The sequence below is a fragment of the Halomonas stenophila genome (assembly GCF_014192275.1).
Taxonomy (GTDB): domain Bacteria; phylum Pseudomonadota; class Gammaproteobacteria; order Pseudomonadales; family Halomonadaceae; genus Halomonas; species Halomonas stenophila.
On sequence record NZ_JACHXR010000001.1, the window covers coordinates 205132 to 227134 of the forward strand.

Below are 22003 nucleotides of genomic sequence, written 5' to 3' on the forward strand. Positions count from 1 at the left end.
ATGCATGCGGGGCCCGTTCAACGTGCGGCGTCGAGTCTCGCGAACGACCATGCCGGCGCCAGGAGGGTGCAGGCCTCCTCGACCCGGGCGGTCTCCGGCATCTCGCTCAGCCACTGTTCAAGATAGCCGATGAACTCTTCCCGGGCGATGTCCCGGGCCCCCAGGCTGGCCAGGTGGGCGGTGTGCATCTGGCAGTCGATCAGCCGGCCGCCCTCGGCGGCCATGCTGCGTGCCAGGGCCACCAGGGCGACCTTGGAAGCGTCCGACACCCGGGAGAACATCGACTCGCCGAAGAATACCGGACCCAGCGCGATGCCGTAGAGGCCGCCGACAAGGCGCTCACCCTGCCATACCTCCACCGAGTGGGCCGCACCGAGGTGGTGCAGCCGGGCATAGGCGACCTGCATCTCGGCGGTGATCCAGGTCTCGGGCTGGCCGTGACGGGGCGCCGCGCAGGCTGCGACCACGGCCTCGAAGGCGCTGTCGGCGGTCACCCGGAAGCCGCCGTTGCGCAGGCGCTTGGCGAGGCTGCGGCGCACCCGCACCTCCTCGGGGAAGAGCACCATGCGCGGGTCCGGGCTCCACCACAGGATCGGCTGCCCCTCGCTGTACCAGGGAAAGATGCCGTGGCGGTAGGCGGCGAGCAGCCAGGCCGGGCTCAGGTCGCCGCCGGCGGCCAGCAACCCGCCCGGGTCGGCGAGGGCGGTGGACACCGGGGGGAAGCGGACGGGGCGCTCGGGGAGCCAGGGCAGCATGGTGTCGTGTCTTCCGGATAACGTGAGTCCCCAGTGTGACGGGCCTGGTGGTGGGGCTCAAGTCACCACCTGCCCCTGTAATGGTCGGCCTTGGCTCGGTATGATTGGTGGCCGTGGAATCCGGAAGACGCCGTGTGGCGCAAGGGAGATGGCCGCTTGACTGCCAAGAACAAGTCCACGCCGCACAGCCGTGCGGCGAACGCCAAGGAAACGGCAAGACGCTTCGGCCTTCGGCTGCAGGGCTCGGCGCGGGAAGGCGTCGTGATCCTGTTGCTGGCGGCCTGCGTCTTCCTGTTGCTGGCGCTGTACAGCTTTCGTCCCGAGGATCCGGGCTGGTCGCGCAGCGGCCCGGAGACCGAGGTGGCCAACTGGATGGGCGCCTTCGGGGCCTGGCTGGCCGATGTGCTCTATTCACTGTTCGGCGTCAGTGCCCTGTGGTGGCCCGGCATGCTGGGCTTCGCCGCCTGGTGGCTGATCCGCTCGCGGCAAGTGCACCTGGAGTGGGATGCCACCGCCCTGGCGGTGCGCTGCGGGGGGCTCGTCCTGCTGCTGCTGGGCACCACCACCCTGGGCGCGCTGCATTTCTATCATCCCGAGAGCACCCTGCCCTATGCCGCCGGGGGCATCCTCGGGGAGGGACTGGTCGGCGCCCTGCTGCCCCTGGTGGGCAGCGGCGGCACCTCGCTGCTGGCGCTGGCCGCCATCCTGTGTGGCGTGCCGCTGTTCACCGGGCTGTCCTGGCTGACGGTGATGGACGAGCTGGGCCGCCTGGCCCTGCTGGCCTGGCGCTGGGTCGCCGAGCGCTTCGCCTTCCGGCGTGAGACCGAGGCGACCGAAGCGGATGCGATGGATGAGCCGGCCCCGCGCCGTGAGGCGGCGCCAGGGCCGGTCGACGAGCCCGATCCAGCGCCGCGTCCCGCCTGGTGGCGGCGACTGCTGCCGGGACGTGCCGAGTCGGCCATGCCGGCGCTGCAGGCCGCCGGCGGCCGTCGCGATCCAGGCTTCGGCGATGACGGCAAGACCGAGATCCCCTGGGACGTGCCCGAGCGCACGCCGTCCGCCAAGCGCCCCGAGGCGGCCTATACCGCCCGCGAGCCGAAGGTGTCGCTGGAGCCCTCCGTGCCCCTGGGGGCGGCGTCCGGTGCCGCCCCCTCGCGCGAGGCCCCCCCGGCCGCGCATCGCGACGAGCCCGAGCCGCTCCGGGCGACCCGCGACGAGCCGGAGTTCGCCGAGCCCCCATCGTCGCCGGCGACCGCGCCCTCGGCCTTCGTGACGCCGAAGGCGCCGCCCTCGGCCGACCCTGCTCCTCCGCGCGAGCCGTCGCTGTCCGCCCGGAACGAGCGACCGAGCCCCGCGCCGGCCGGGTCGAGCGAGCCGCGGGCCGAGGCGCGCCCGGCAACCCCTGAGGCCGCCCCTCGGCCCGCCGAGGGCGACTCGGGGTCAACCGGCGATGACGCCGGCGAGCCCCGCGGCCCGGCCACGCCGCGTCGGGTGCCCGAGGTCGTGCCCGAGCCGGTCCTGCCGGATGACGACGACGCGCCCCTGGCACCCTGGCAGGCCGAGACCCGTCCGGTCGCCGAGGAGCCGGCGGCCCCGCGGCCAAGCCCGCCGTCCCCGGCCGAGGGGACGGCGACCGATGACCACGACGGCCCCCGGCAGGCCACCGCCGAGCAGGCCCGGGAGGCGACGGACGACGCTGCCCCCACCCTGTGGACCGTGGAGCACCTGCAGAGCCAGCGGCCGGAGATGGAAGCCTTCGCCGACCCCGAGGGCGAGCTGCCCAGCCTGCGACTGCTCACCCCGCCCCAGGCCCATCAGCCCAATTACTCGGACGCCCAGCTCGCCGAGATGGCCGAGTTGCTGGAGGTGCGGCTGCGCGAGTACGGGGTCAAGGCCGAGGTGGTGGACACCTGGCCGGGGCCGGTGATCACCCGCTTCGAGATCAAACCGGCGGCCGGGGTGAAGGTCTCCAAGATCAGCAACCTGGCCAAGGACCTGGCGCGCTCGCTGATGGTCAAGAGCGTGCGGGTGGTGGAGGTGATTCCCGGGCGTCCCACGGTGGGCATCGAGATCCCCAACCCCCATCGGGCGATGATCCGCCTGCGCGAGGTGATCGACTCCGATCGCTATCAGCACGAGGCCTCGGCGCTGACCCTGGCGCTGGGCCAGGACATCGGCGGCGGCCCGGTAGTGGCCAACCTCGGCAAGATGCCTCACCTGCTGGTGGCCGGGACCACCGGCTCGGGCAAGTCGGTGGGGGTCAACGCCATGCTGATCTCCATGCTGCTCAAGGCCAAGCCCGACGAAGTGCGCATGATCATGGTGGACCCCAAGATGCTGGAACTGTCGGTCTACGACGGCATTCCGCACCTGCTGGCGCCGGTGGTCACCGACATGAAGGAGGCGGCCAACGCCCTGCGCTGGTGCGTGGCCGAGATGGAGCGGCGCTACAAGCTGATGGCGGCCATGGGCGTGCGCAACATCGCCGGCTTCAATGCCAAGCTCGACGAGGCCGACCGAGCCGGGGCCCAGGTCGCCGACCCGCTGTGGGAACCGCAACCCTGGGAGATGCACCAGGCGCCGCCGGTGCTGGAGAAGCTGCCCTATATCGTGGTGGTGATCGACGAGTTCGCCGACATGTTCATGATCGTCGGCAAGAAGGTCGAGGAGTTGATCGCGCGGCTGGCCCAGAAGGCCCGCGCCGCCGGCATCCACCTGATCCTGGCCACCCAGCGGCCCTCGGTGGACGTGGTGACCGGCCTGATCAAGGCCAACATCCCCACCCGCATGGCCTTCCAGGTTTCTTCGAGGGTCGACTCGCGCACCATCCTCGATCAGGGCGGCGCCGAGAACCTGCTGGGCCACGGCGACATGCTCTACCTGCCGGCGGGATCCGGCATGCCGACCCGGGTGCACGGCGCCTTCGTCGATGACGACGAGGTGCACCGGGTGGTCGAGGACTGGAAGCGTCGCGGCGAGCCGGAGTACATCGAGGAGATCCTCTCCGGCGGCGTTTCCGCCGACGCCCTAGCCGGCCTCGAGGCCGAGGGCGGCGGCGGCGACGACGATGCCGAGCAGGACGCCCTCTACGACGAGGCGGTGGCCTTCGTCACCGAGAGTCGCCGGGCCTCCATCTCGGCGGTCCAGCGCCGCTTCAAGATCGGCTACAACCGGGCCGCCCGCCTGGTCGAGGCGATGGAGATGGCCGGCGTGGTCTCGACCATGGGCACCAACGGGGCCCGCGAGGTCCTGGCGCCGCCACCGGCCGGTGACTGAGGCCGCCCCGATCATGCAACCACCATGCAACGCGCGGCCGGGATGCAACCCGCCGCGGCACCCCGGGTCCGAGACACAGGACGCGACCATGGACCCGCTCAGGGAGACAGTGAGATGACAGTGAAGACGACCCTTGCCGCCCTGGCCCTGGCGGCGCTGGCCCCGGCCTCGGCGCTGGCCAGCGAAGGCGCCGACCGGCTGGCCCGGATGCTGGAGCCGGTGCAGACCTACGTCGCCGACTTCGACCAGCAGATCCTCGACAGCAGCGGCCAGCGCCTCCAGGAGGCCAGCGGGCAGATGTGGCTGTCCCGCCCGGGGCGCTTCCGCTGGGAGGTGGAGGCGCCCTACGAGCAGATCGTGGTGTCCGACGGCGAGCAGGTGACCCTCTATGACCCGGACCTGCAGCAGGCCACGGTCCAGGCGCTGGACGAGCGGGTCACCCATACCCCGGCGCTGCTGCTCTCCGGCAGTGCCGACGAGCTCACCGGGAGCTACGAGGTGTCGCGCAGCCAGCAGGGCGCGGCGGAGACCTTCACCCTGCTGCCGAAGAGTTCCGACACCCTGTTCGAGGAGCTCAAGCTGACCTTCTACGGCGAGCGGCTGGGCTTCCTGCAGATGACCGACAGCACCGGCCAGCGCACCGCCATCGAGTTCGATGACGTGCAGCAGAACGTCGAGGTGCCCGATGCACGCTTCCGCGTGGACCTGCCCGAGGGCACCGACGTGATCCGCGAATCCCGATAAGCGGGGACACCCGGCGACCCTGATCGCCCCCGGGAAAGACAGCTTCCCCGGGGGCGATGTCGTTCAGGTCGCGTCGAGCGAGTGAGGCGACCGTCGCCACAGCCAGCCGTACACGAGCAGGCAGGCGCCGAGCAGTGCCAGGCCGAAGACGGCCAGGGCGTCGGCCTGGCCGAGGTGCTCCATCAGTGCGCCGATGACGACGACCGGCACGCTGAAGCCGAGGTAGGCCATCAGGAAGAAGCCGGCGCTGGTGCGGGCGTTTCTGGGCGACCCGCGATGACTCAGGGCGTTTCCCGATCGGCGGCCGCATCGAGCTCGGCACGCCACTCCTGCATCTGCTTGAAACGCTTTTCCTGACCGTAGTCGCTGGGGGCGTAGAAGCGCTCGACCGGCACGTCCTCCGGCCAGCAGTCGTGGGCGCTGCCGGCGGGGTAACCGTTGGGCTCGTTGTGCGCGTAGCGGTAGCCCTCGCCATGGCCGAGCGACTCCATCAGCCTGGTCGGAGCGTTGCGCAGGTAGGTGGGCACCTCGAGGCGCGGCTGGGCGGCGGCGAAGGCCTTGGCCCGCTTCCAGGCCTGGTCGATGGCGTTGCTCTTGGGGGCCACGGCCAGATGGATGGCGGCGTGGGCGATGGCGCGCTGGCCCTCGTAGTCGCCGAGGCGCAGGTAGGCGTCCCAGGCCGATATGGCCAGCGGCAGTGCGCGGGGGTCGGCGTTGCCCACGTCCTCGGAGGCGATGGCGGTCAGCCGGCGGATCACGTCCAGCGGGTCGCCGCCGCCCTGGAGGAAGCGGGCGATGTAGAGCAGGGCGGCATCGGGACGCGAGGAGCGCACCGACTTGTGGACGGCCGAGAGCAGATCGTAGTAGTGGTCGCCCTGCTTGTCGAAGGCGCTGGCCTGATGGCCGATGACGTCCTCCAGCGCCTCGCGGGGCAAGCGCTCGCCGTCGCCTTCCGGGGTGGTGAAGTCGCAGGCGGTCTCCAGCAGCCCCAGGGCACGGCGGGCATCCCCGGCGGCGGCCCGTGCCAGCAGGGCCAGCACCTCGTCGTCCACGGCGATGCGCCGGGCGCCCAGGCCATGGGACGCGTCGGCGAGGGCCTGGTGCAGTACCCGGATCAGCTCTTCCTCCGACAGCGCCTTGAGCACGTGGACCCGGGCCCGGGACAGCAGCGCCGAGTTGACCTCGAAGGAAGGGTTCTCGGTGGTGGCGCCGATCAGCGTCAGCAGGCCGGATTCCACATGGGGCAGCAGGGCGTCCTGCTGGCTCTTGTTGAGCCGGTGGATCTCGTCGAGGAACAGCAGGGTGCCGCGTCCCTGCCCCTGGGCGGCCCGGGCGCGGTCCACCGCGGCGCGGATGTCCTTGACGCCGGCCATCACTGCCGACAGCCGCTCGAGGTGGGCGCCGGACTCCTCGGCGAGGATCTCCGCCAGGGTGGTCTTGCCGCTCCCCGGCGGCCCCCACAGGATCATCGAGCGCACCAGCCCGCTTTCGACCATGCGGCGCAGTGGCTTGCCGGGCCCCACCAGGGCCTGCTGGCCGACATAGTCGGCGAGCCGGCGCGGTCGCATGCGCCAGGCCAGGGGCGCGGTCTCCTCGGACGTGGCCTGCTGGAACAGGTCCATTTCTGACTCCTCCGCTGACGGCTGCTAGAGTGGATACGTCCAGTCTGGACTTTCGACCATGGATGGCGGGCAAACATCCCGATGGCAGGCTAGCTTGATAGCGCCATCGCGCATCACCGGGAACCCCACGGGACAAGGCGAGTCGAATCGAAGGTGCCTTGCGTCCATGTGCCTGATTACAGAGGAGGCCTCCGCAATGCCCATGCTGAATCAACTGCGCCAGGATCATGCCAATATGGCCCGCATATTGCACGTTCTGCAGCTCAAGCAGAAGACCCTGGCGGCCGGTGAACGGCCGAATTTCCAGCTGGTACGCGAAGTCGTGGACTATATCCTCGATTATCAGGAGGGGTTCACCCAGCCCCTGGAGAAGGTCTGCACCGAGCGGCTGAAGCAGGTGGTGCCCGAGTCCGAGGAGGTGACCGCGCGGCTGGCCAGGGACTACCGGGCGCTCAAGGCCCAGCTCAAGCGCCTGTCCGATGACCTCGACATGATCCTGATGGATGCGGTGATTCCCATGGACCGCTTCGCCGACGACCTCAGGGCCTATGTGGAGGCGCACCGCGCCTACCTGCGCGACGAGCGGGAGCTGCTCTTCCCGATGATCCGTGAACATTTCCAGGACGGCGATCTCGAGACCCTCGCCGAGTCCCTGCCCGAGGGCGCCGCCGAGAAGCTGGAGCGCCTGCAGGAAGCCTACCCGGAGCTCTATGCCGAACTGCGGGACGCGCCCGAACCCGCGACCTGAGGGCTGCCACCCCTCCCGACGGGGCACGTCATTGGCCCGGGCGGTGCGGCGGGACCGTCCGGGCGTCGTATGACGCCATGCACCTTCGAGTCCTCGCACGGCTGAGGTAGAATGCCCCGCATCCTGAGACGGGGCCTGACGCCATGCCGGACACCACCCTTGCCATTGCCTTGCCGACCGCGCCCTGCCGGGGGCCGCGGTGGTGGGCGCTCGGCCCGTCGGAGGTGGCCTGATGGCGGGGCCGATCCTGGTCTTCGATTCCGGGGTGGGCGGGCTCTCGGTGGTCGCGGCACTGCGCCGACGGCTGCCCGACGTGGCCCTCGCCTATGCCTGTGACAACGCCATGTTGCCCTATGGCGTCCGCGAGGACGACTGGCTGGTGGCTCGCATCCTGAGGGTCTGCCGGGCAGCGGTGGCCGCCAGTGGTTGCAGTGGCCTGGTGGTGGCTTGCAATACCGCCAGCACCCTGGCCCTCGAGGCGCTGCGCGCCAGCCTGTCGGTACCGGTGGTGGGGACCGTGCCGGCGATCAAGCCGGCCGCGGGGCTGAGCGAGAGTCGCCATATCGGCCTGCTGGCGACCAGTGCCACCGTGGCCCGCCCCTATACCCTGCGCCTGATCCAGGAGTTCGCCCGGGATTGTCGCGTCACGCGCCTCGCCGCCGACCCCCTGGTGGGCGAGGCCGAGCGCCTGGTGCTCGGCGAGACGCCCGACGTCGCCCGGCTCCGTCGCGTGCTGGCGCCGCTCGAGGCACTGCCCGACCTCGATACCCTGGTGCTGGGGTGCACCCACTTCCCGCTGCTGCGGGACCGGCTCGCCGAGGCCGCCCCCCGGCCGCTGCGCTGGGTGGATTCCGGCGATGCCATCGCCCGGCGTACCGGGCAGGTCGTCGTCTCGCCGCAGCGCCGTCCGGCGCTCGAGCTGGGCTGGGTGACCGCCCCGTCGCCGGCCCTCGCGCGCGGGCTCGCCGGCTTCGGCTTCGTCGACACTCGCCGGCTCGCCCTGGCCTGAGCGCCCCGGGCCCCGTTCCCTAGCCTTTCGTATCCTTTCGATCACCATCCAGGAGCCGCCGTGGCCATTCCCGTTGTCGATCCCGACCGCTATGACGACCAGCTCGCGGCCAAGCGCGAGCGCTTGACCGCGGAGTTCGCGCACTTCTCGCCTCCGCCGCTGGAGGTCTATCCCTCGCCGGCCAGCCACTACCGGCAGCGCTGCGAGTTCCGCCTGTGGCACGAGGGCGACGACCTCTTCTATGCGATGTTCGAGGTCGACCCCGCGGACCCCAAGCAGAAGACGGTGGTCCGGCTGGACGACTTTCCGGTGGCCAGCCGGCGCATCAACGCCTTGATGCCTCGGCTCCGCGAGGCCCTGCGTGACACGCCCGTGCTGCGCCACCGGCTCTTCCAGGTCGAGTTCCTCACCACCCTGTCCGGCGAGGCGCTGGTCACCCTGATCTACCATCGCTCGCTCGACGAGGCCTGGGAGGCCGAGGCGCGTGCCCTGGAACGGGCGCTGGACATCATGATCATCGGTCGGGCTCGCAGGCAGCGTCGGGTGCTGACCCGGGACCACGTCTGGGAGCGTCTGGCCGTCGACGGTCGCGAGTTCGCCTACCAGCAGGTGGAGAACAGCTTCACCCAGCCCAACGCCGAGATCTGCCGGGCCATGCTGTCCTGGGCGCGGAACGTCACCGCCGGCAGCGGTGACCGCGACCTGGTGGAGCTGTATTGCGGCAATGGCAACTTCACCGTCGCACTGGCCGAGAACTTCCGCCGCGTCCTGGCCACCGAGATCTCGCGGACCTCGGTGGCCAGCGCCAGGGAGAACCTGGCGGCCAACGGCATCACCAATGCCGAGGTGGGGCGCATGTCTGCCGAGGAGTTCGCCCAGGCCCTTCGCGGCGAGAGGGGCGGGCGGCGAGTCGCGGAGATGGGCCTCGACGACTACGATTTCTCCACGGTGCTGGTGGATCCGCCCCGGGCCGGGCTGGACGACGCCAGCTGCCGCCAACTCAGCGAGTACGAGCGGATCGTCTATATTTCGTGCAACCCGAAGACATTGGCAGATAACCTGGAGACCCTGACCCGAACCCATGAGGTGCAACGGTTCGCCCTGTTCGACCAGTTTCCCTGGACCCACCACTGCGAATGCGGGGTGCTGCTGACGAAACGGGACCGATCGCGGTCGTGACGGGTCGCGCCGACCTTGTCAAGGCGCGATGCGCAACCGACATGCACCATGAGCAAAAGGGCATGTCATTAGGGATGGTGCGGGGATTGACGTAAGCTCTTGACCCATGGGGCGGAAGGGTCGTTTCCCTACGTCAAGTGATCCCGGCCGCGTTTCGCGGCCGCTGGCAGTCGAGGTGATGGATGCTACAAGTCGCACACGAGGAGAGCCGTCAGGATCTGCTCAAGCAGCTCACGGAACGGCTGCAAAGCCGTCTGGACAAGGACAAGGCCGCGGCGGTCTACGCCTTCGCTCGGCTCTTCTACGCCAATGTGCCGCTGGAGGATCTCGCCGACCGACGGCTGGACGATCTCTATGGGGCGACCCTGTCGGTGTGGCACTTCATCCAGCAGTTCGAGCCCGATGCGCCCAAGGTGCGGGTCTTCAACCCGGACTTCGAGGAGCATGGCTGGCAGTCGACCCACACCTTCGTCGCCGTGCTCCACGAGGACATGCCGTTTTTGGTCGACTCGGTGCGGGTGGAACTCAACCGTCGTGGCATGACCGTGCATGCCATCCACAATGCCGTGCTGGCCGTGGAGCGCGACCAGGCGCATTGCCTCAAGGCCGTGGCGGGGACGAAGGACGCCGGGGCGCCCGCGGCACGGGAGTCGCTGATTGCCATCGAGGTGGATCGCCACTCCGACCCCGCCGAGCTGGAGGATATCGAGGCCAGCCTGCACGAAGTGCTGCGCGACGTGCGCACCGCGGTCCGCGACTTCGAGCCCATGTGCGAGCAGGCGCGGGCGGCCATCGCCGAGCTCGAGGCAAGCCGGCCCGAGCAGGTCGACCCCGAGGACCATGCCGAGGCCATCGCCTTCCTGAACTGGCTGCTCGAGGACAACTTCACCTTCCTCGGCTATGACGAGTACGAGGTCCAGGAGGACGGCACTCGCCAGCGCCTCGACAAGGTGGCCGGCAGTGAGCTCGGCGTGTTCCGCCTCGACCAGCCCCGTTATCGCGAGCGGATCCGCACCGACATGGGGGTCGATGGCGACCAGTTCGTGCTGGTGCCCCAGCTCTTGTCCTTCGCCAAGAGTGCCCACCACGCCCGGATCCACCGACCGACCTATCCCGACTACATCTCCGTCGACCGCTACGACGAGCACGGTAGCGTGATCGGTGAGCGGCGCTTCCTGGGCCTGTTCACCTCCACCGTCTACAACGACTCGCCGCGTCACGTGCCGATCCTGAGGCGCAAGCTCCAGTCGGTGATGGAGATCTCCGGCTTCAACCCGAAGGGGCACAACGGCAAGCAGTTGTTGCAGATCCTCGAGGTCTATCCCCGCGACGATCTCTTCCAGATCGACATCGACGAGCTGACCCAGACGGCGCTGGGCATCCTCGATATCCGCGAGCGTCGCCGGGTGCGGCTGTTCATCCGCGAGGACCGCTTCGGCAAGTTCTATTCCTGCCTGGTGTTCGTGCCCAGGGACGTGTTCTCCACCGAGCTGCGTTTGCGTCTCCAGGCGCTGCTGTGCGAGGAGCTCGACGCCACCTTCGGCGACTTCAATACCTACCTGTCGGAGTCGGTGCTGGCGCGGATCCAGTTCATCCTGCGCTTCAATGACCAGCGCCCGGTGGACTACGACATCAAGCGCCTGGAAGACAAGCTGGTCAAGTTGGCCCGCAACTGGCGCGACGACCTGCTCAACGCCTCCATCGAGGGGTTCGGCGAGGAGCAGGCCAACCTGCTGATGAGCCGCTTCCGCGATGCCTTCCCGGCCAGCTACCGCGATGACTTCAGCGCCCGCACTGCGGTCTATGACCTGCAGCATATCGGCGAGCTCGACGACGGCTTGCCCCTGGCGCTGTCGCTGTACCGGCTGATCGAGGAGGAGGGCAGCGGGGTCAACCTCAAGCTCTTCCATGCCGACGCGCCGATTCCGCTCTCCGACGTGCTGCCGATGATGGAGAACCTCGGGCTGCGGGTGCTCGGCGAGCGGCCCTACGGGGTCCAGGCCACCGATGGCTCCTACTGGATCCATGACTTCACCCTGGAGCACCATACCAGCGTCGAGGTGAACCTCCAGGAGATGCGCGAGCCGTTCATCGACGCCTTCCAGCGCATCTGGACCAGAGAGGCCGACAACGATGCCTTCAACCGACTGATCATCGGCGCCAACCTGGACTGGCGGGAAGTGGCGATGCTGCGGACCTATGCCCGCTACCTCAAGCAGATCCGCTTCGGCATGTCTCAGGACTACATCGCCACCACCCTGGTCAATCATCCCGAGATCACCCGGGAGCTGGTGACCCTGTTCGAGCTGCGCTTCGATCCCGCCGACCGCCCCGAGCCCAGCGAGATCACCGAGTGCGAGGCGCGCATCCTGGCGCTGCTGGACGAGGTCCCGAGCCTCAACGACGATCAACTGCTGCGCCGCTACATGGAGCTGATCCAGGCGACGCTGCGCACCAACTACTACCAGAAGGCCGACGACGGGCGCTTCAAGGACTACATCGCCATCAAGATGGAGCCCTCGCGGGTCTCCGGCATGCCCAAGCCGCGTCCCGCCTACGAGATTTTCGTCTGCTCGCCGCGGGTGGAGGGCGTGCACCTGCGGGGTGGCAAGGTGGCCCGCGGGGGGCTGCGCTGGTCGGACCGTCAAGAGGACTTCCGTACCGAGGTGCTCGGCCTGGTCAAGGCCCAGCAGGTCAAGAACGCGGTGATCGTGCCGGTGGGTGCCAAGGGCGGCTTCGTCTGCAAGCGCCTGCCGGAGGGGGGCGGTCGCGATGCCCTGCAGCTGGAGGGCATCGCCTGCTACAAGACCTTCATCCGCGCCCTGCTCGATGTCACCGACAACCTCGAGGGGGGCGAGGTGGTGCCGCCCCGCGACGTGGTCCGCCACGACGACAACGACATCTACCTGGTCGTGGCCGCGGACAAGGGCACCGCGACCTTCTCCGACATCGCCAACGAGATCTCCGCCGAGTACGGCCACTGGCTCGGCGACGCCTTCGCCTCCGGCGGGGCCAACGGCTATGACCACAAGAAGATGGGCATCACTGCCAAGGGCGCCTGGGAGTCGGTCAAGCGCCACTTCCGCGGCCTCGGCGTCAACACCCAGCAGGACGAGTTCAGCGTGCTGGGCATCGGCGACATGGCCGGCGACGTCTTCGGCAACGGCATGCTGCTCTCCGACCGGATCCGCCTGGTGGGGGCCTTCAACCACCTGCACATCTTCGTCGACCCCATCCCGGACGCCGCCGCCAGCTTCGCCGAGCGCCAGCGCCTGTTCGCGATGCCGCGTTCCAGTTGGGAGGACTACGACACCTCGCTGATCTCCGAGGGCGGCGGCGTCTTCCCGCGCAGCGCCAAGTCGATCCGCATCACGCCGCAGATGAAGCAGGTCTTCGGCATCCGCGAGGACAGGCTCTCGCCCAACGAGCTGATTCGCGCCATGCTGGTTTCCCGGGTCGACCTGATCTGGAACGGCGGGATCGGCACCTACGTCAAGAGCAGCGAGGAGACCGATACCCAGGTCGGCGACAAGGCCAATGATGCCCTGCGCATCGACGGGCGGAACCTCAACTGCCGCGTGGTCGGCGAGGGCGGCAACCTCGGCCTGACCCAGCGTGGCCGGATGGAGGCCGCCGCCAAGGGCGTGCGCGTCAACACCGACTTCATCGACAATGCCGGTGGCGTCAACTGCTCCGACCACGAGGTCAACATCAAGATCCTCATCGACGAGGTGGTCGCCCGGGGGGACATGACCGACAAGCAGCGCAACCAGCTGCTCGCCGAGATGACCGAGGAGGTCTCCGACCTGGTGCTGCGGGACAACTATCGCCAGACCCAGGCCCTGGACCTCGCCGAGCTGCTCTCCCAGCAGGGCATCGGCCCCTTCCGCCGCTTCATCAGCGAGCTGGAGGCCGCCGGCCAGATCGACCGCGAACTGGAGTTCCTGCCCAGCGACGAGGAGCTGCTGGAGCGGACCCATCACCACCAGGGCATGACCCTGCCGGAACTCGCGGTGCTGATCTCCTATGCCAAGAGCGTGCTCAAGGGGGACCTGATCGTCTCCGACGTGCCGGATGACCCGACCATCATCCGTTACGTGGAGCGTGTCTTCCCCGCGGTGCTGGTGGAGCGCTACCGCGACGAGATGTACGGGCACCGCCTGAAGCGCGAGATCGTGGCGACCCAGGTGGCCAACGACATGATCGACCACATGGGGGTGGTCTTCGTGCGCCGCCTGATCGACTCCACCGGCGCCGGCCGGGCGGACATCGCGCGGGCCTATGTCATCGCCCGGGACAGCTTCCAGCTGGCGCGTACCTGGGAGCAGGTCGAGGCGCTGGACAACCAGGTACCGAGCCAAGTGCAGTACTCGATGATGCTCGACCTGATGCGCATGCTGCGCCGCTCCACCCGCTGGTTCCTGCGTCAGCGCAGCGGCATGACCACCCGGGACGCCATCGACTACTTCGCCCCGCGCCTGGCTCAGCTGCAGGAGAACATCGGCAAGCGCCTGCGCGGCGAGGAGCATACCCAGTGGCAGCAGCGCCGCGTCGAGCTGGTCGAGGCCGGCGTGCCCGAGGCCCTGGCCAGCACCGTGGCCGCGGCCAACAGCCTCTATGCGGCCCTGGGCATCATCCACACCGCCCGGCAGACCGGCGACAAGCCTCAGCGGGTCGCCGAGATCTTCTACGAGGTCGGCGCGCGTCTCGAGCTGCCGTGGCTCCTGCAGCAGGTCACCCGCCTCGATGTCGCGGACAGTTGGCAGGCCAAGGCCCGGGAGACCTTCCGTGACGACATCGAGCGCCAGCAGCTGGCGCTGACGGCCAGCGTGCTCGGCATGGAGGAGGGGCCTCGCGAGACCGCCGAGCGCGTCGAGCGCTGGCTGTCGCTCCATGAGGGCATGCATCAGCGCTGGTGCCGCCTGATCGACGAGGTGGGCGGCGGCAGCCAGGGCGGCTTCCCGCTGTTTGCCGTCGCGGTCCGCGAACTGGTGGACCTGGCCGAGAGCAAAAGCGAGGCATAGTCCGGTCCGGCCTCCCCGAGTCCCGCTTGGTGCGGGGCCTGAAACGCGACCCCCCGCCATCTGGCGGGGGGTCGCGTTCGTGGCCGGTAGGGCGGGGACGGGTTACAGCAGGAAGAGCGTGGCCAGGCCCAGGAAGGACATGAAGCCCACCACGTCGGTGACCGTGGTCAGCACCACCGAGCCCGACAGGGCCGGGTCGATGCCCACCCGCTTTAGCAGCAGCGGGATGACGATGCCGGCCACGCCGGCGGCGAGCATGTTGATCACCAGGGCCGCGGCGATGATCACGCCGATGCCGAGGCTGCCGAACCAGAGCACCGCCAGGACGGCCACCACCAGGGCCCACAGCAGGCCATTCAGGGCGGCGATGCCGACTTCCTTGCGCAGCAGCCAGTTGCTGTTGGTGCGACTGATCTGACCCAGCGCCAGGCCGCGGATGGCCAGGGTCAGCGTCTGGCTGCCGGCGATGCCCCCCATGCTGGCGACGATCGGCATCAGCACCGCCAGGGCCACCAACTGGTCGAGGGCATCCTCGAAGCGCCCGATCACCCAGGCGGCCAGGAAGGCAGTGAGCAGGTTAATGCCGAGCCACACTGCCCGGCGCTTGGCGCTGGGCAGAACCGGGGCGAAGAGATCCTCCTCCTCGTCGAGGCCCGCCATGTTCATTAGTGCCTGCTCGGAGTGCTCGCGAATCACGTCGACGATGTCATCGATGACGATGCGGCCGAGCAGCAGACCCTGGTCGTCGACCACCGGTGCCGAGACCAGGTCGTGGGTCTGGAAGAGAGTGGCCACGTCCCGTGACTTCATGGCCACCTGGATGCTGTCCACCTCCGGGTCCATCAGGTCGGCCACCGCCTGCTCGGGGTCGTTGGCCACCAGCCTCGCCAGCGACAGCACGCCCATGAACAGGCCGTTGCGGTCGACCACCATCAGCGAGTGGGTGTTGTCCGGGACGGCCTCCCTCCAGCGCAGGAAACGCTGTACCGTCTCCAGGCTGACGTCGGCCCGCACGGCGATGGTGTCGGTGCGCATCAGGCGCCCGGCCGAGTCCTCCTCGAAGGCCAGGGTCTCCTGCAGGCGGGTGCGCTGCAGCTCGTCCATGGAGCGCAGCATGTCCTCGGCGACCAGCTGGGGCAGGTCCTCGAAGATCTCGGCGAGGTCGGTGGTGTCGAGGCCCGAGGTGGCCGCGACGATCTCGGCATGGTCCATGTCGTCGATGAGGGTGCTGCGGACCTCGTCATGGACATGCAGCAGCACCTCGCCGTCGACTTCCTGGGGGACGCGCTCCCAGAGCCGGATCCGCTCGTTGGGCGGCAGCGACTCCAGCAGCAGGGCGACTTCCGCGGGTTCCAGGTCGGCGATGACATCGTCGACCTTCTCCAGGTGCTCTTGTTCGAGGGCCAGGTGAATGCGCGACAGGCGGTGTTCCAGCGTCTCGGTCGTCTCGGTCATGTCGTCTCCCTGGCAGCGCGCCATTGAGGCCGCCTGTCAGCCTCGATGTGTCCTATGTTGGACTCCTGTTCCGTGCGTCAGTAGACCATAAAAGGAGCGTCACATGGCAGGTGCCGGCGAGGGCTATCACGAGAGCCGGTCGAGGAGCTGACGAACCCCGCCCTTCGGCGGGGTTCGTCGTGAAGGGGCGGCTGCGCTATACTCGCGCCCCGATTTCGGCCCGCGTGGTCCCGCCGCCCGTCAGGAGATGTCATGTATTCGCTTGCCCGCTCGCTGCTGTTCCGCCTCGACGCCGAGAAGGCCCATTCGGTCGCGCTCTCGGCGCTGGATCTGGCCGAACGCCTCGGGCTGTCGGGGCGGCTCGCCGGGGGGCGGGTCGAGGACCCGGTGGAACTGATGGGCCTGCGCTTCCCCAATCGGGTCGGCCTGGCCGCGGGGCTCGACAAGAACGCCGATCACCTGGATGCCCTGGGGGCGTTGGGTTTCGGCTTCGTCGAGGTGGGCACCGTGACGCCCAGGCCCCAGGACGGCAACCCTCGGCCGAGGCTGTTCCGCCTGTCCGAGGCCGGGGCCATCATCAACCGCATGGGCTTCAACAACGCCGGCGTCGACCATCTGGTCGAGCGGGTCCGGCGTTCCCGGTATGACGGCGTGATCGGCATCAATATCGGCAAGAATCTGACCACGCCGGTGGAGCGCGCGGTGGACGACTACCTCCTCTGCCTGCGCAAGGTGCATGCCCATGCCCACTACATCACGGTGAACATCTCCTCGCCGAATACCCCGGGACTGCGCAACCTGCAGTTCGGCGAGCACCTGGACCAACTGCTGGGGGCCCTGCGCGAGGAGGCGAGTCGGCTGGATCGTGAAGGCGGCCGGCGGGTGCCCCTGGCGGTGAAGATCGCCCCCGACATGGACGCCGAGGAAGTGCGCCTGGTCGCGGCGAGCCTCGAGGCCAACGGCATCGATGCGGTGATCGCCACCAACACCACCATCTCCCGGGAGGCGGTGGCGGGCCTGCCCGGAGCCGACGAGGAGGGCGGTCTCTCGGGGCGGCCGGTGTTCGAGCTCTCCAACAGGGTGATCCGCGAGTTGCGTCGTCACCTGCCTTCCATGCCGGTCATCGGGGTGGGCGGCATCGACAGCGGCCAGGCGGCGCTGGCCAAGGTCGAGGCCGGGGCCGACCTGGTGCAGCTCTATTCCGGTTTCATCTATCGGGGGCCGGCGCTGGTGGGGGAGTGCGCCCGGGCGCTGCAGCGGGGCTGAGAGGCACTAAAAAGCCCATGGCCTGGCCATGGGCTTGAGGGTTCGTCCTGTCGACGAGGTGCGATCCACCCGGACTCGGGGTCACATCACCATGGGGTTCTTGTGAATACCGGAGACGCCCGTCATGCCGGACCATTGATCTCCACGACCTTCACGCCAACCGCTCATCCAGTACTCGCGTAGATTGATATCTTGACTCGGACAGTCATCACGGGAACGACCTGAGAGACCCGCCTTGTACCCATGAACATAGGCACGCTGGAAGCGATCACGTTTCTGTCGTTTCATTGGACTACCTCTTGCTAAGGTACCGATTGAATTCGACGCACACACAGAGGAACGTCGAACCCGTGTTGTCGGGTCCCGTAAGGCGGCGTAAGACGCCGCCAGTGAGAAAGACCCATTGACAGGAACGCATGCGTTGTCAGGTAGCTACCACCTCATAGATAGCGCAACCCGGTCACCGCTGTCGACAGCTGATTTGTAACAAGACGTACACCCGGTCGTCACGATAACGAGGCGGGCCAGAGGCCACGCCGATGGACATCCCATGAGCGATACACGAGATCCTGATTCCCATGCCTATCTGGCCACCTGTCCCAAGGGGCTCGAGCTGCTGCTGGCCGACGAGCTGGCCGCGTTGGGGGCCGAGCCCGGCAAGACCACCGTGGCCGGGGTGCATTTCCGCGCCGACCTGGCCGGTGCCTACCGTGCCTGCCTCTGGTCGCGCCTGGCCAACCGGGTGGTGCTGTGCCTGGCCCGGGAGGAGGGGATCGAAACGCCCGAGCAACTGCGTGCGGCCACGGCAGGGGTGGACTGGCGGGCGCACCTGGCCCCCGGCGCGACCCTGGCGGTGGACTTCCACGGCCGCTCCGAGGCGATCCGCCACACCCGTTTCGGGGCCCAGACGGTCAAGGATGGGGTCGTGGATCGACTGCACGCCGAGGGGCTGGCCCGGCCCGACGTGGACACCCGGCGGCCCGACCTGCGCCTCTATGCGCACCTGCACCGGGGGCGCCTGATCCTGGGGGTGGACCTCTCCGGCGACAGCCTGCATCGCCGCGGCTATCGCCGCGACGTGGGCCATGCCCCCCTCAAGGAGAACCTGGCGGCGGCACTGCTGGTGCGGGCCGGCTGGCCGGCGCTGGCCCGCCAGGGGGCACCGCTGGTGGATCCCTTGTGCGGGGCCGGGACCCTGCTGATCGAGGCGGCGATGATCGCCGCCGACATGGCGCCCAACCTGCACCGTGAGCGCTTCGGCTTCCACGGCTGGGTCGGTCACGACGCGGTCCTGTGGCGCGAACTCAAGCGCGAGGCCGAGGCCCGGGCGAGCATCGGCCGCAAGCGCTGCCGCTGCCGGCTGTACGGCTTCGACCAGAGCCCGCCGGCGCTGTCGGCGGCCAAGGCCAATGCCATGCGCGCCGGCATCCCGGCGCTGATCGAGTTCCAGGGCGGGAGTCTTGCCGACCTGGCGCGCCCCAAGGTGCTCGGCGAGCAGGACCGGGGACTCGTGATCACCAACCCGCCCTATGGCGAGCGGCTCGGCGAGTTGCCGGAACTCGTCGGCCTCTATGCGACGCTCGGTGAGCGGGCGCGCCTCGCCTTCCCCGGCTGGCGGCTGGCGCTCTTCACCGCCAACCCCGACCTCGGCCACCGCACGGGGCTGCGCGCCTACAAGCACTATTCGCTGAAGAACGGGCCCCTGGATGCCCGGTTGCTGCTGATGGAGGTGCCGGAAGGCGCGGCCGACGGACGCGACGAGACGCCGGATGCACCTGGCCCCGTACGGCGCTCCGAGGGCGCGCAGATGTTCGCCAACCGCCTCGAGAAGAACCGCAAGCGGCTGAAGAAGTGGCTCAAGCGCTCCGGCGAGACCTGCTATCGGCTCTACGACGCCGACATGCCCGAGTATGCCCTGGCGATCGACGTCTACGGTGACCGGGTGCATGTCCAGGAATATGCCCCCCCGAAGTCCGTGGATGCCGGCCAGGCTCAGAAGCGGCTGTTCGATGCCCTGACGGTGATCCCCGAGGTGCTGGAGGTCGACCCGTCGCGGGTGGTGATCAAGCGCCGAGAGCGCCAGAGCGGCCGGGCCCAGTACCAGAAACAGGCGGCCAGCGGCGAGCGCTTCGAGGTTCGCGAGGGGCGGGCGCGGTTGTGGGTGAACCTGCGCGACTACCTCGACACCGGGCTCTTCCTGGACCACCGCCCGGTGCGTCGCCTGCTGGCCGAGCTGGCCCCGGGCAAGCGCTTCCTCAACCTGTTCTGCTATACCGCCACGGCCACCGTGCAGGCGGCGCTCGGCACCGAGCGGGATGGTGGCGCCAGCGACAGTGTCAGCGTCGACCTGTCCAATACCTATCTCGACTGGGCCCGGGACAACTTCGCCCTCAACCGCCTGGACCCGTCGCGGCACCGGGTGGTGCGCGACGATTGCCTGCACTGGCTGGAGACCGCCGGTGGTCAGTTCGACCTGATCTTCCTGGATCCGCCGACCTTCTCCAACTCCAAGAAGATGGCCGAGACGCTGGACGTGCAGCGCGACCATGGCCGGCTGGTACGCCTGGCCATGGCGCGCCTGGCCCCGGGCGGGACCCTGGTGTTCTCCAACAACCAGCGACGCTTCACCCTGGATGCCGACCTGGCCACGCGCTACGCCGTGGAAGATATCTCGGCGAAGACCTTCGATCCGGATTTCCAGAGACGACCCGACCTGCACCACTGCTTCCTGATCCGTCACCGTCAGGCGGGCGAGGGGGAGAGCGCATGAGACCTTCGATCCGCTCTCGATCTGGCAACCGCCGCTCGGACCTGCATCATTGCTTCCTGATCCGTCACCGTCAGGCGGACGAGGGGGAGGGGGCATGATTCGCCTGACGCTCTACACCACCCTGGGCTGCCACCTCTGCGAGGCCCTGGAGGCCTGGCTGGGGCGACTGGCCAGCGACGAGGTCACGCTGGAGCGAGTCGAGATCAGCGAAGACGAGGCGCTGATCGCGCGCTACGGGGTGCGGATCCCGGTGCTGAGGGATGCCGAGGGAAGCGAGCTGGAACGCGGCTTCGAGCCGGCGCGGCTGGCCGACTGGCTGGCGGCCCGGGGCTGGCTGGACGAGGCGGCCTGGAGAGAAGTCCGGGAAGGCGGGGAAGCGGGGCCGGAACCTCGGGGGGCGGAGATCCGGGGGGGACGGCGGTATCTGGGCTGACCCGGCTGCGCCGGGAGTTGTAAGCTTTAAGCTGTAAGCTATAAGAGAAAACCGTTACCGCAGATAGGGTGAGAGACAGCATCTCGGCTTACGGCTTACGGCTTACGGCTTACGGCTTACGGCTTACGGCTTACGGCTTACGGCTTACGGCTTACGGCTTACGGCTTATGGCTCGAGAAGCGAGAGCTGGCTGACCGCGTCTCGCCCCTCGGGGCTGTGGTCATCGGCCTCGAGCACCTTGCGGAAGCCCCGGGAAGCCTGGATGGTGGCCTCGTCGTCGACCCACATCATCGCCTGGGCGTGGTCGTCGGCGAGCTGGTGCTTCAGGCCGCCGAACTGGGTCCCGATCTGTCCCCAGGCGCGGCTGAAGATCCAGTCGCCGAACATGTCCTGGTGGACATGTACCAGCACGTAGTCATGGTCGGTTTCCCAGCGGACGATCACGGCGGCTCCCGGTGTCGGCGGCGGCGCAGGGCAGCGCCGCTCGTGTAACATAGGCCGGTATTGTAAGCCCTCATGGCCGGTGAACAAGCCATGCGGGCCAAGTGGCAGGAGAGAATCATGCGAATCGTCGTCGACGCCAATGTGCCGGCCGCCACGGAGTGCTTCGCGCCCCTGGGCGAGGTCGTGCGCCTCCCGGGTCGCGAGATCGATGCCGCCACGGTGCGCTCGGCCGATGCCCTGGTGGTGCGCTCCATCACCCGGGTCGACGAGGCCCTGGTGGCCGGATCGCGGCTGCGCTTCGTGGGGACCTGCACGATCGGCACCGACCATGTCGACTCGGCGGCCCTGGCCGAGCGGAGCATCGCCTTCGCCAGCGCCCCGGGCTGCAACGCCGAGGCGGTGGTGGACTATGTGCTGGCGAGTCTGGCCACCCTGGCCGAGCGCCAGGGCTTCCGGCTCCTCGAGCGACGCGTGGGCATCGTCGGGGTGGGCAATGTCGGCGGGCGGCTGCTGGGGCGCCTCCAGGCCCTGGGGATCGACTGCCTGGCCTGCGACCCGCCGCGGGCCGAGCGGGAGGGCCCCACGGGCTTCGCCGACCTGGAGACGCTGATCGAGGCCTGCGACGTGCTGTGCCTGCACACGCCGCTGGTGCGCGAGGGGCCCCATGCCACCCACCAGTTGCTCGATGCCCGGCGCATCGCCGAGCTGGCGCCGGGCACCATCGTGCTCAATGCCGGCCGCGGCGACTGTGTCAACGGCCAGGCCCTGCGGGGCCGGCTCTCCGCCCAGGGCGACATCACCGCGGTGCTGGATGTCTGGGAAGGCGAGCCGGCCATCGACGCGGCCCTGCGGGACCTGGCGGCGATCGCCACGCCGCATGTCGCCGGCTACAGCCTCGATGGCAAGCTGCGCGGTACCCATCAGATCTACCAGGCGCTGGCACATCGCCTGGGGCTGCCGACACGGCTGACCTTCGAGATGCTGGCGCCCCCGCCGCCCTTGCGGAGCCTCACCCTCGAGGCCGGCCTCGAGGTCGAGGACGCACTGCGGCTGTGCATGCGCGCCGTCTATGACGTGCGCCGGGATCACGACAGCCTGATTCGCGAGAGCCGCCGCCAGGGAGCAGCCAGAGGCTTCGACGCTTGCCGGGCGAGCTACCCCCTGCGCCGGGAGTTCGCGACCCTGGCGGTGGCCCTGCGTCCGGGTGCCGACGCCCTGGCGGAGCCGCTGCGGGCCGCCGGCTTCCAGGTGACGCAGGCCTCCTGAGACGGCCGGCAG

Annotated in this window: 16 protein-coding genes; 10 read left to right on the forward strand and 6 right to left on the reverse strand. The window is 69.0% G+C overall.

What is annotated here, in order from left to right; genetic code table 11:
* Positions 1–17: 17 nt before the first annotated feature.
* Complete coding sequence (gene aat / locus FHR97_RS00910) at positions 18–755, reverse strand: leucyl/phenylalanyl-tRNA--protein transferase (RefSeq protein WP_183381897.1); 738 nt, start codon at positions 753–755, stop codon at positions 18–20.
* 156 nt (positions 756–911) lie between these two features.
* Here aat and FHR97_RS00915 point away from each other — a divergent pair, with 156 nt between their 5' ends.
* Positions 912–4031 carry a DNA translocase FtsK gene (locus tag FHR97_RS00915; protein ID WP_183381898.1) on the forward strand — a complete coding sequence of 1040 codons (3120 nt, stop codon included), beginning with the start codon at positions 912–914 and terminating at the stop codon, positions 4029–4031.
* A 114-nt stretch (positions 4032–4145) separates the two neighbouring features.
* Positions 4146–4775, forward strand: coding sequence for an outer membrane lipoprotein periplasmic chaperone LolA (lolA, locus tag FHR97_RS00920; RefSeq protein ID WP_183381899.1), 630 nt, complete (start codon positions 4146–4148; stop codon positions 4773–4775).
* 63 nt (positions 4776–4838) lie between these two features.
* Here the strand turns inward: lolA and FHR97_RS00925 are convergent, their stop codons facing one another.
* Positions 4839–5006, reverse strand: coding sequence for a hypothetical protein (locus FHR97_RS00925; RefSeq protein ID WP_183381900.1), 168 nt, complete (start codon positions 5004–5006; stop codon positions 4839–4841).
* A gap of 50 nt (positions 5007–5056) precedes the next feature.
* Entirely contained in the window at positions 5057–6397 is a 1341-nt protein-coding gene (locus tag FHR97_RS00930) for a replication-associated recombination protein A (RefSeq protein ID WP_183381901.1), read from the reverse strand.
* A gap of 202 nt (positions 6398–6599) precedes the next feature.
* Between FHR97_RS00930 and FHR97_RS00935 the strand changes: the two genes are divergently transcribed.
* The 4 genes from FHR97_RS00935 to FHR97_RS00950 all read left to right on the forward strand — a co-directional run bounded on the left by FHR97_RS00935 (position 6600) and on the right by FHR97_RS00950 (position 14357).
* Positions 6600–7145, forward strand: a complete 546-nt coding sequence (locus tag FHR97_RS00935) for a hemerythrin domain-containing protein (protein WP_183382466.1) — start codon at positions 6600–6602, stop codon at positions 7143–7145.
* Positions 7146–7377: 232 nt separating this feature from the next.
* Positions 7378–8154, forward strand: a complete 777-nt coding sequence (gene murI, locus FHR97_RS00940; protein WP_183381902.1) for a glutamate racemase — start codon at positions 7378–7380, stop codon at positions 8152–8154.
* A gap of 60 nt (positions 8155–8214) precedes the next feature.
* On the forward strand, positions 8215–9333 hold the full coding sequence (gene trmA, locus FHR97_RS00945) for a tRNA (uridine(54)-C5)-methyltransferase TrmA (RefSeq protein ID WP_183381903.1): 1119 nt from the start codon (positions 8215–8217) through the stop codon (positions 9331–9333).
* Between the two features lie 182 nt (positions 9334–9515).
* Complete coding sequence (locus FHR97_RS00950; protein ID WP_183381904.1) at positions 9516–14357, forward strand: NAD-glutamate dehydrogenase; 4842 nt, start codon at positions 9516–9518, stop codon at positions 14355–14357.
* 102 nt (positions 14358–14459) lie between these two features.
* Here FHR97_RS00950 and mgtE read toward each other — a convergent pair whose 3' ends face one another.
* Complete coding sequence (gene mgtE / locus FHR97_RS00955) at positions 14460–15812, reverse strand: magnesium transporter (RefSeq protein ID WP_183381905.1); 1353 nt, start codon at positions 15810–15812, stop codon at positions 14460–14462.
* Positions 15813–16064: 252 nt separating this feature from the next.
* Here mgtE and FHR97_RS00960 point away from each other — a divergent pair, with 252 nt between their 5' ends.
* Positions 16065–17078 carry a quinone-dependent dihydroorotate dehydrogenase gene (locus tag FHR97_RS00960; RefSeq protein ID WP_183381906.1) on the forward strand — a complete coding sequence of 338 codons (1014 nt, stop codon included), beginning with the start codon at positions 16065–16067 and terminating at the stop codon, positions 17076–17078.
* Between the two features lie 81 nt (positions 17079–17159).
* Here FHR97_RS00960 and rmf read toward each other — a convergent pair whose 3' ends face one another.
* Positions 17160–17366, reverse strand: coding sequence for a ribosome modulation factor (rmf, locus tag FHR97_RS00965; RefSeq protein WP_082042631.1), 207 nt, complete (start codon positions 17364–17366; stop codon positions 17160–17162).
* Between the two features lie 262 nt (positions 17367–17628).
* Between rmf and rlmKL the strand changes: the two genes are divergently transcribed.
* Positions 17629–19848, forward strand: a complete 2220-nt coding sequence (gene rlmKL / locus FHR97_RS00970) for a bifunctional 23S rRNA (guanine(2069)-N(7))-methyltransferase RlmK/23S rRNA (guanine(2445)-N(2))-methyltransferase RlmL (protein WP_183381907.1) — start codon at positions 17629–17631, stop codon at positions 19846–19848.
* Positions 19849–19942: 94 nt separating this feature from the next.
* The gene (locus FHR97_RS00975; protein WP_183381908.1) at positions 19943–20281 is read left to right on the forward strand and encodes a glutaredoxin family protein; all 339 of its coding nucleotides are present in this window, start codon (positions 19943–19945) and stop codon (positions 20279–20281) included.
* Between the two features lie 165 nt (positions 20282–20446).
* Here FHR97_RS00975 and FHR97_RS00980 read toward each other — a convergent pair whose 3' ends face one another.
* Entirely contained in the window at positions 20447–20725 is a 279-nt protein-coding gene (locus FHR97_RS00980) for a hypothetical protein (protein ID WP_183381909.1), read from the reverse strand.
* A gap of 117 nt (positions 20726–20842) precedes the next feature.
* Between FHR97_RS00980 and pdxB the strand changes: the two genes are divergently transcribed.
* Entirely contained in the window at positions 20843–21991 is a 1149-nt protein-coding gene (pdxB, locus tag FHR97_RS00985) for a 4-phosphoerythronate dehydrogenase PdxB (protein ID WP_183381910.1), read from the forward strand.
* The last annotated feature ends 12 nt before the right edge of the window (positions 21992–22003 follow it).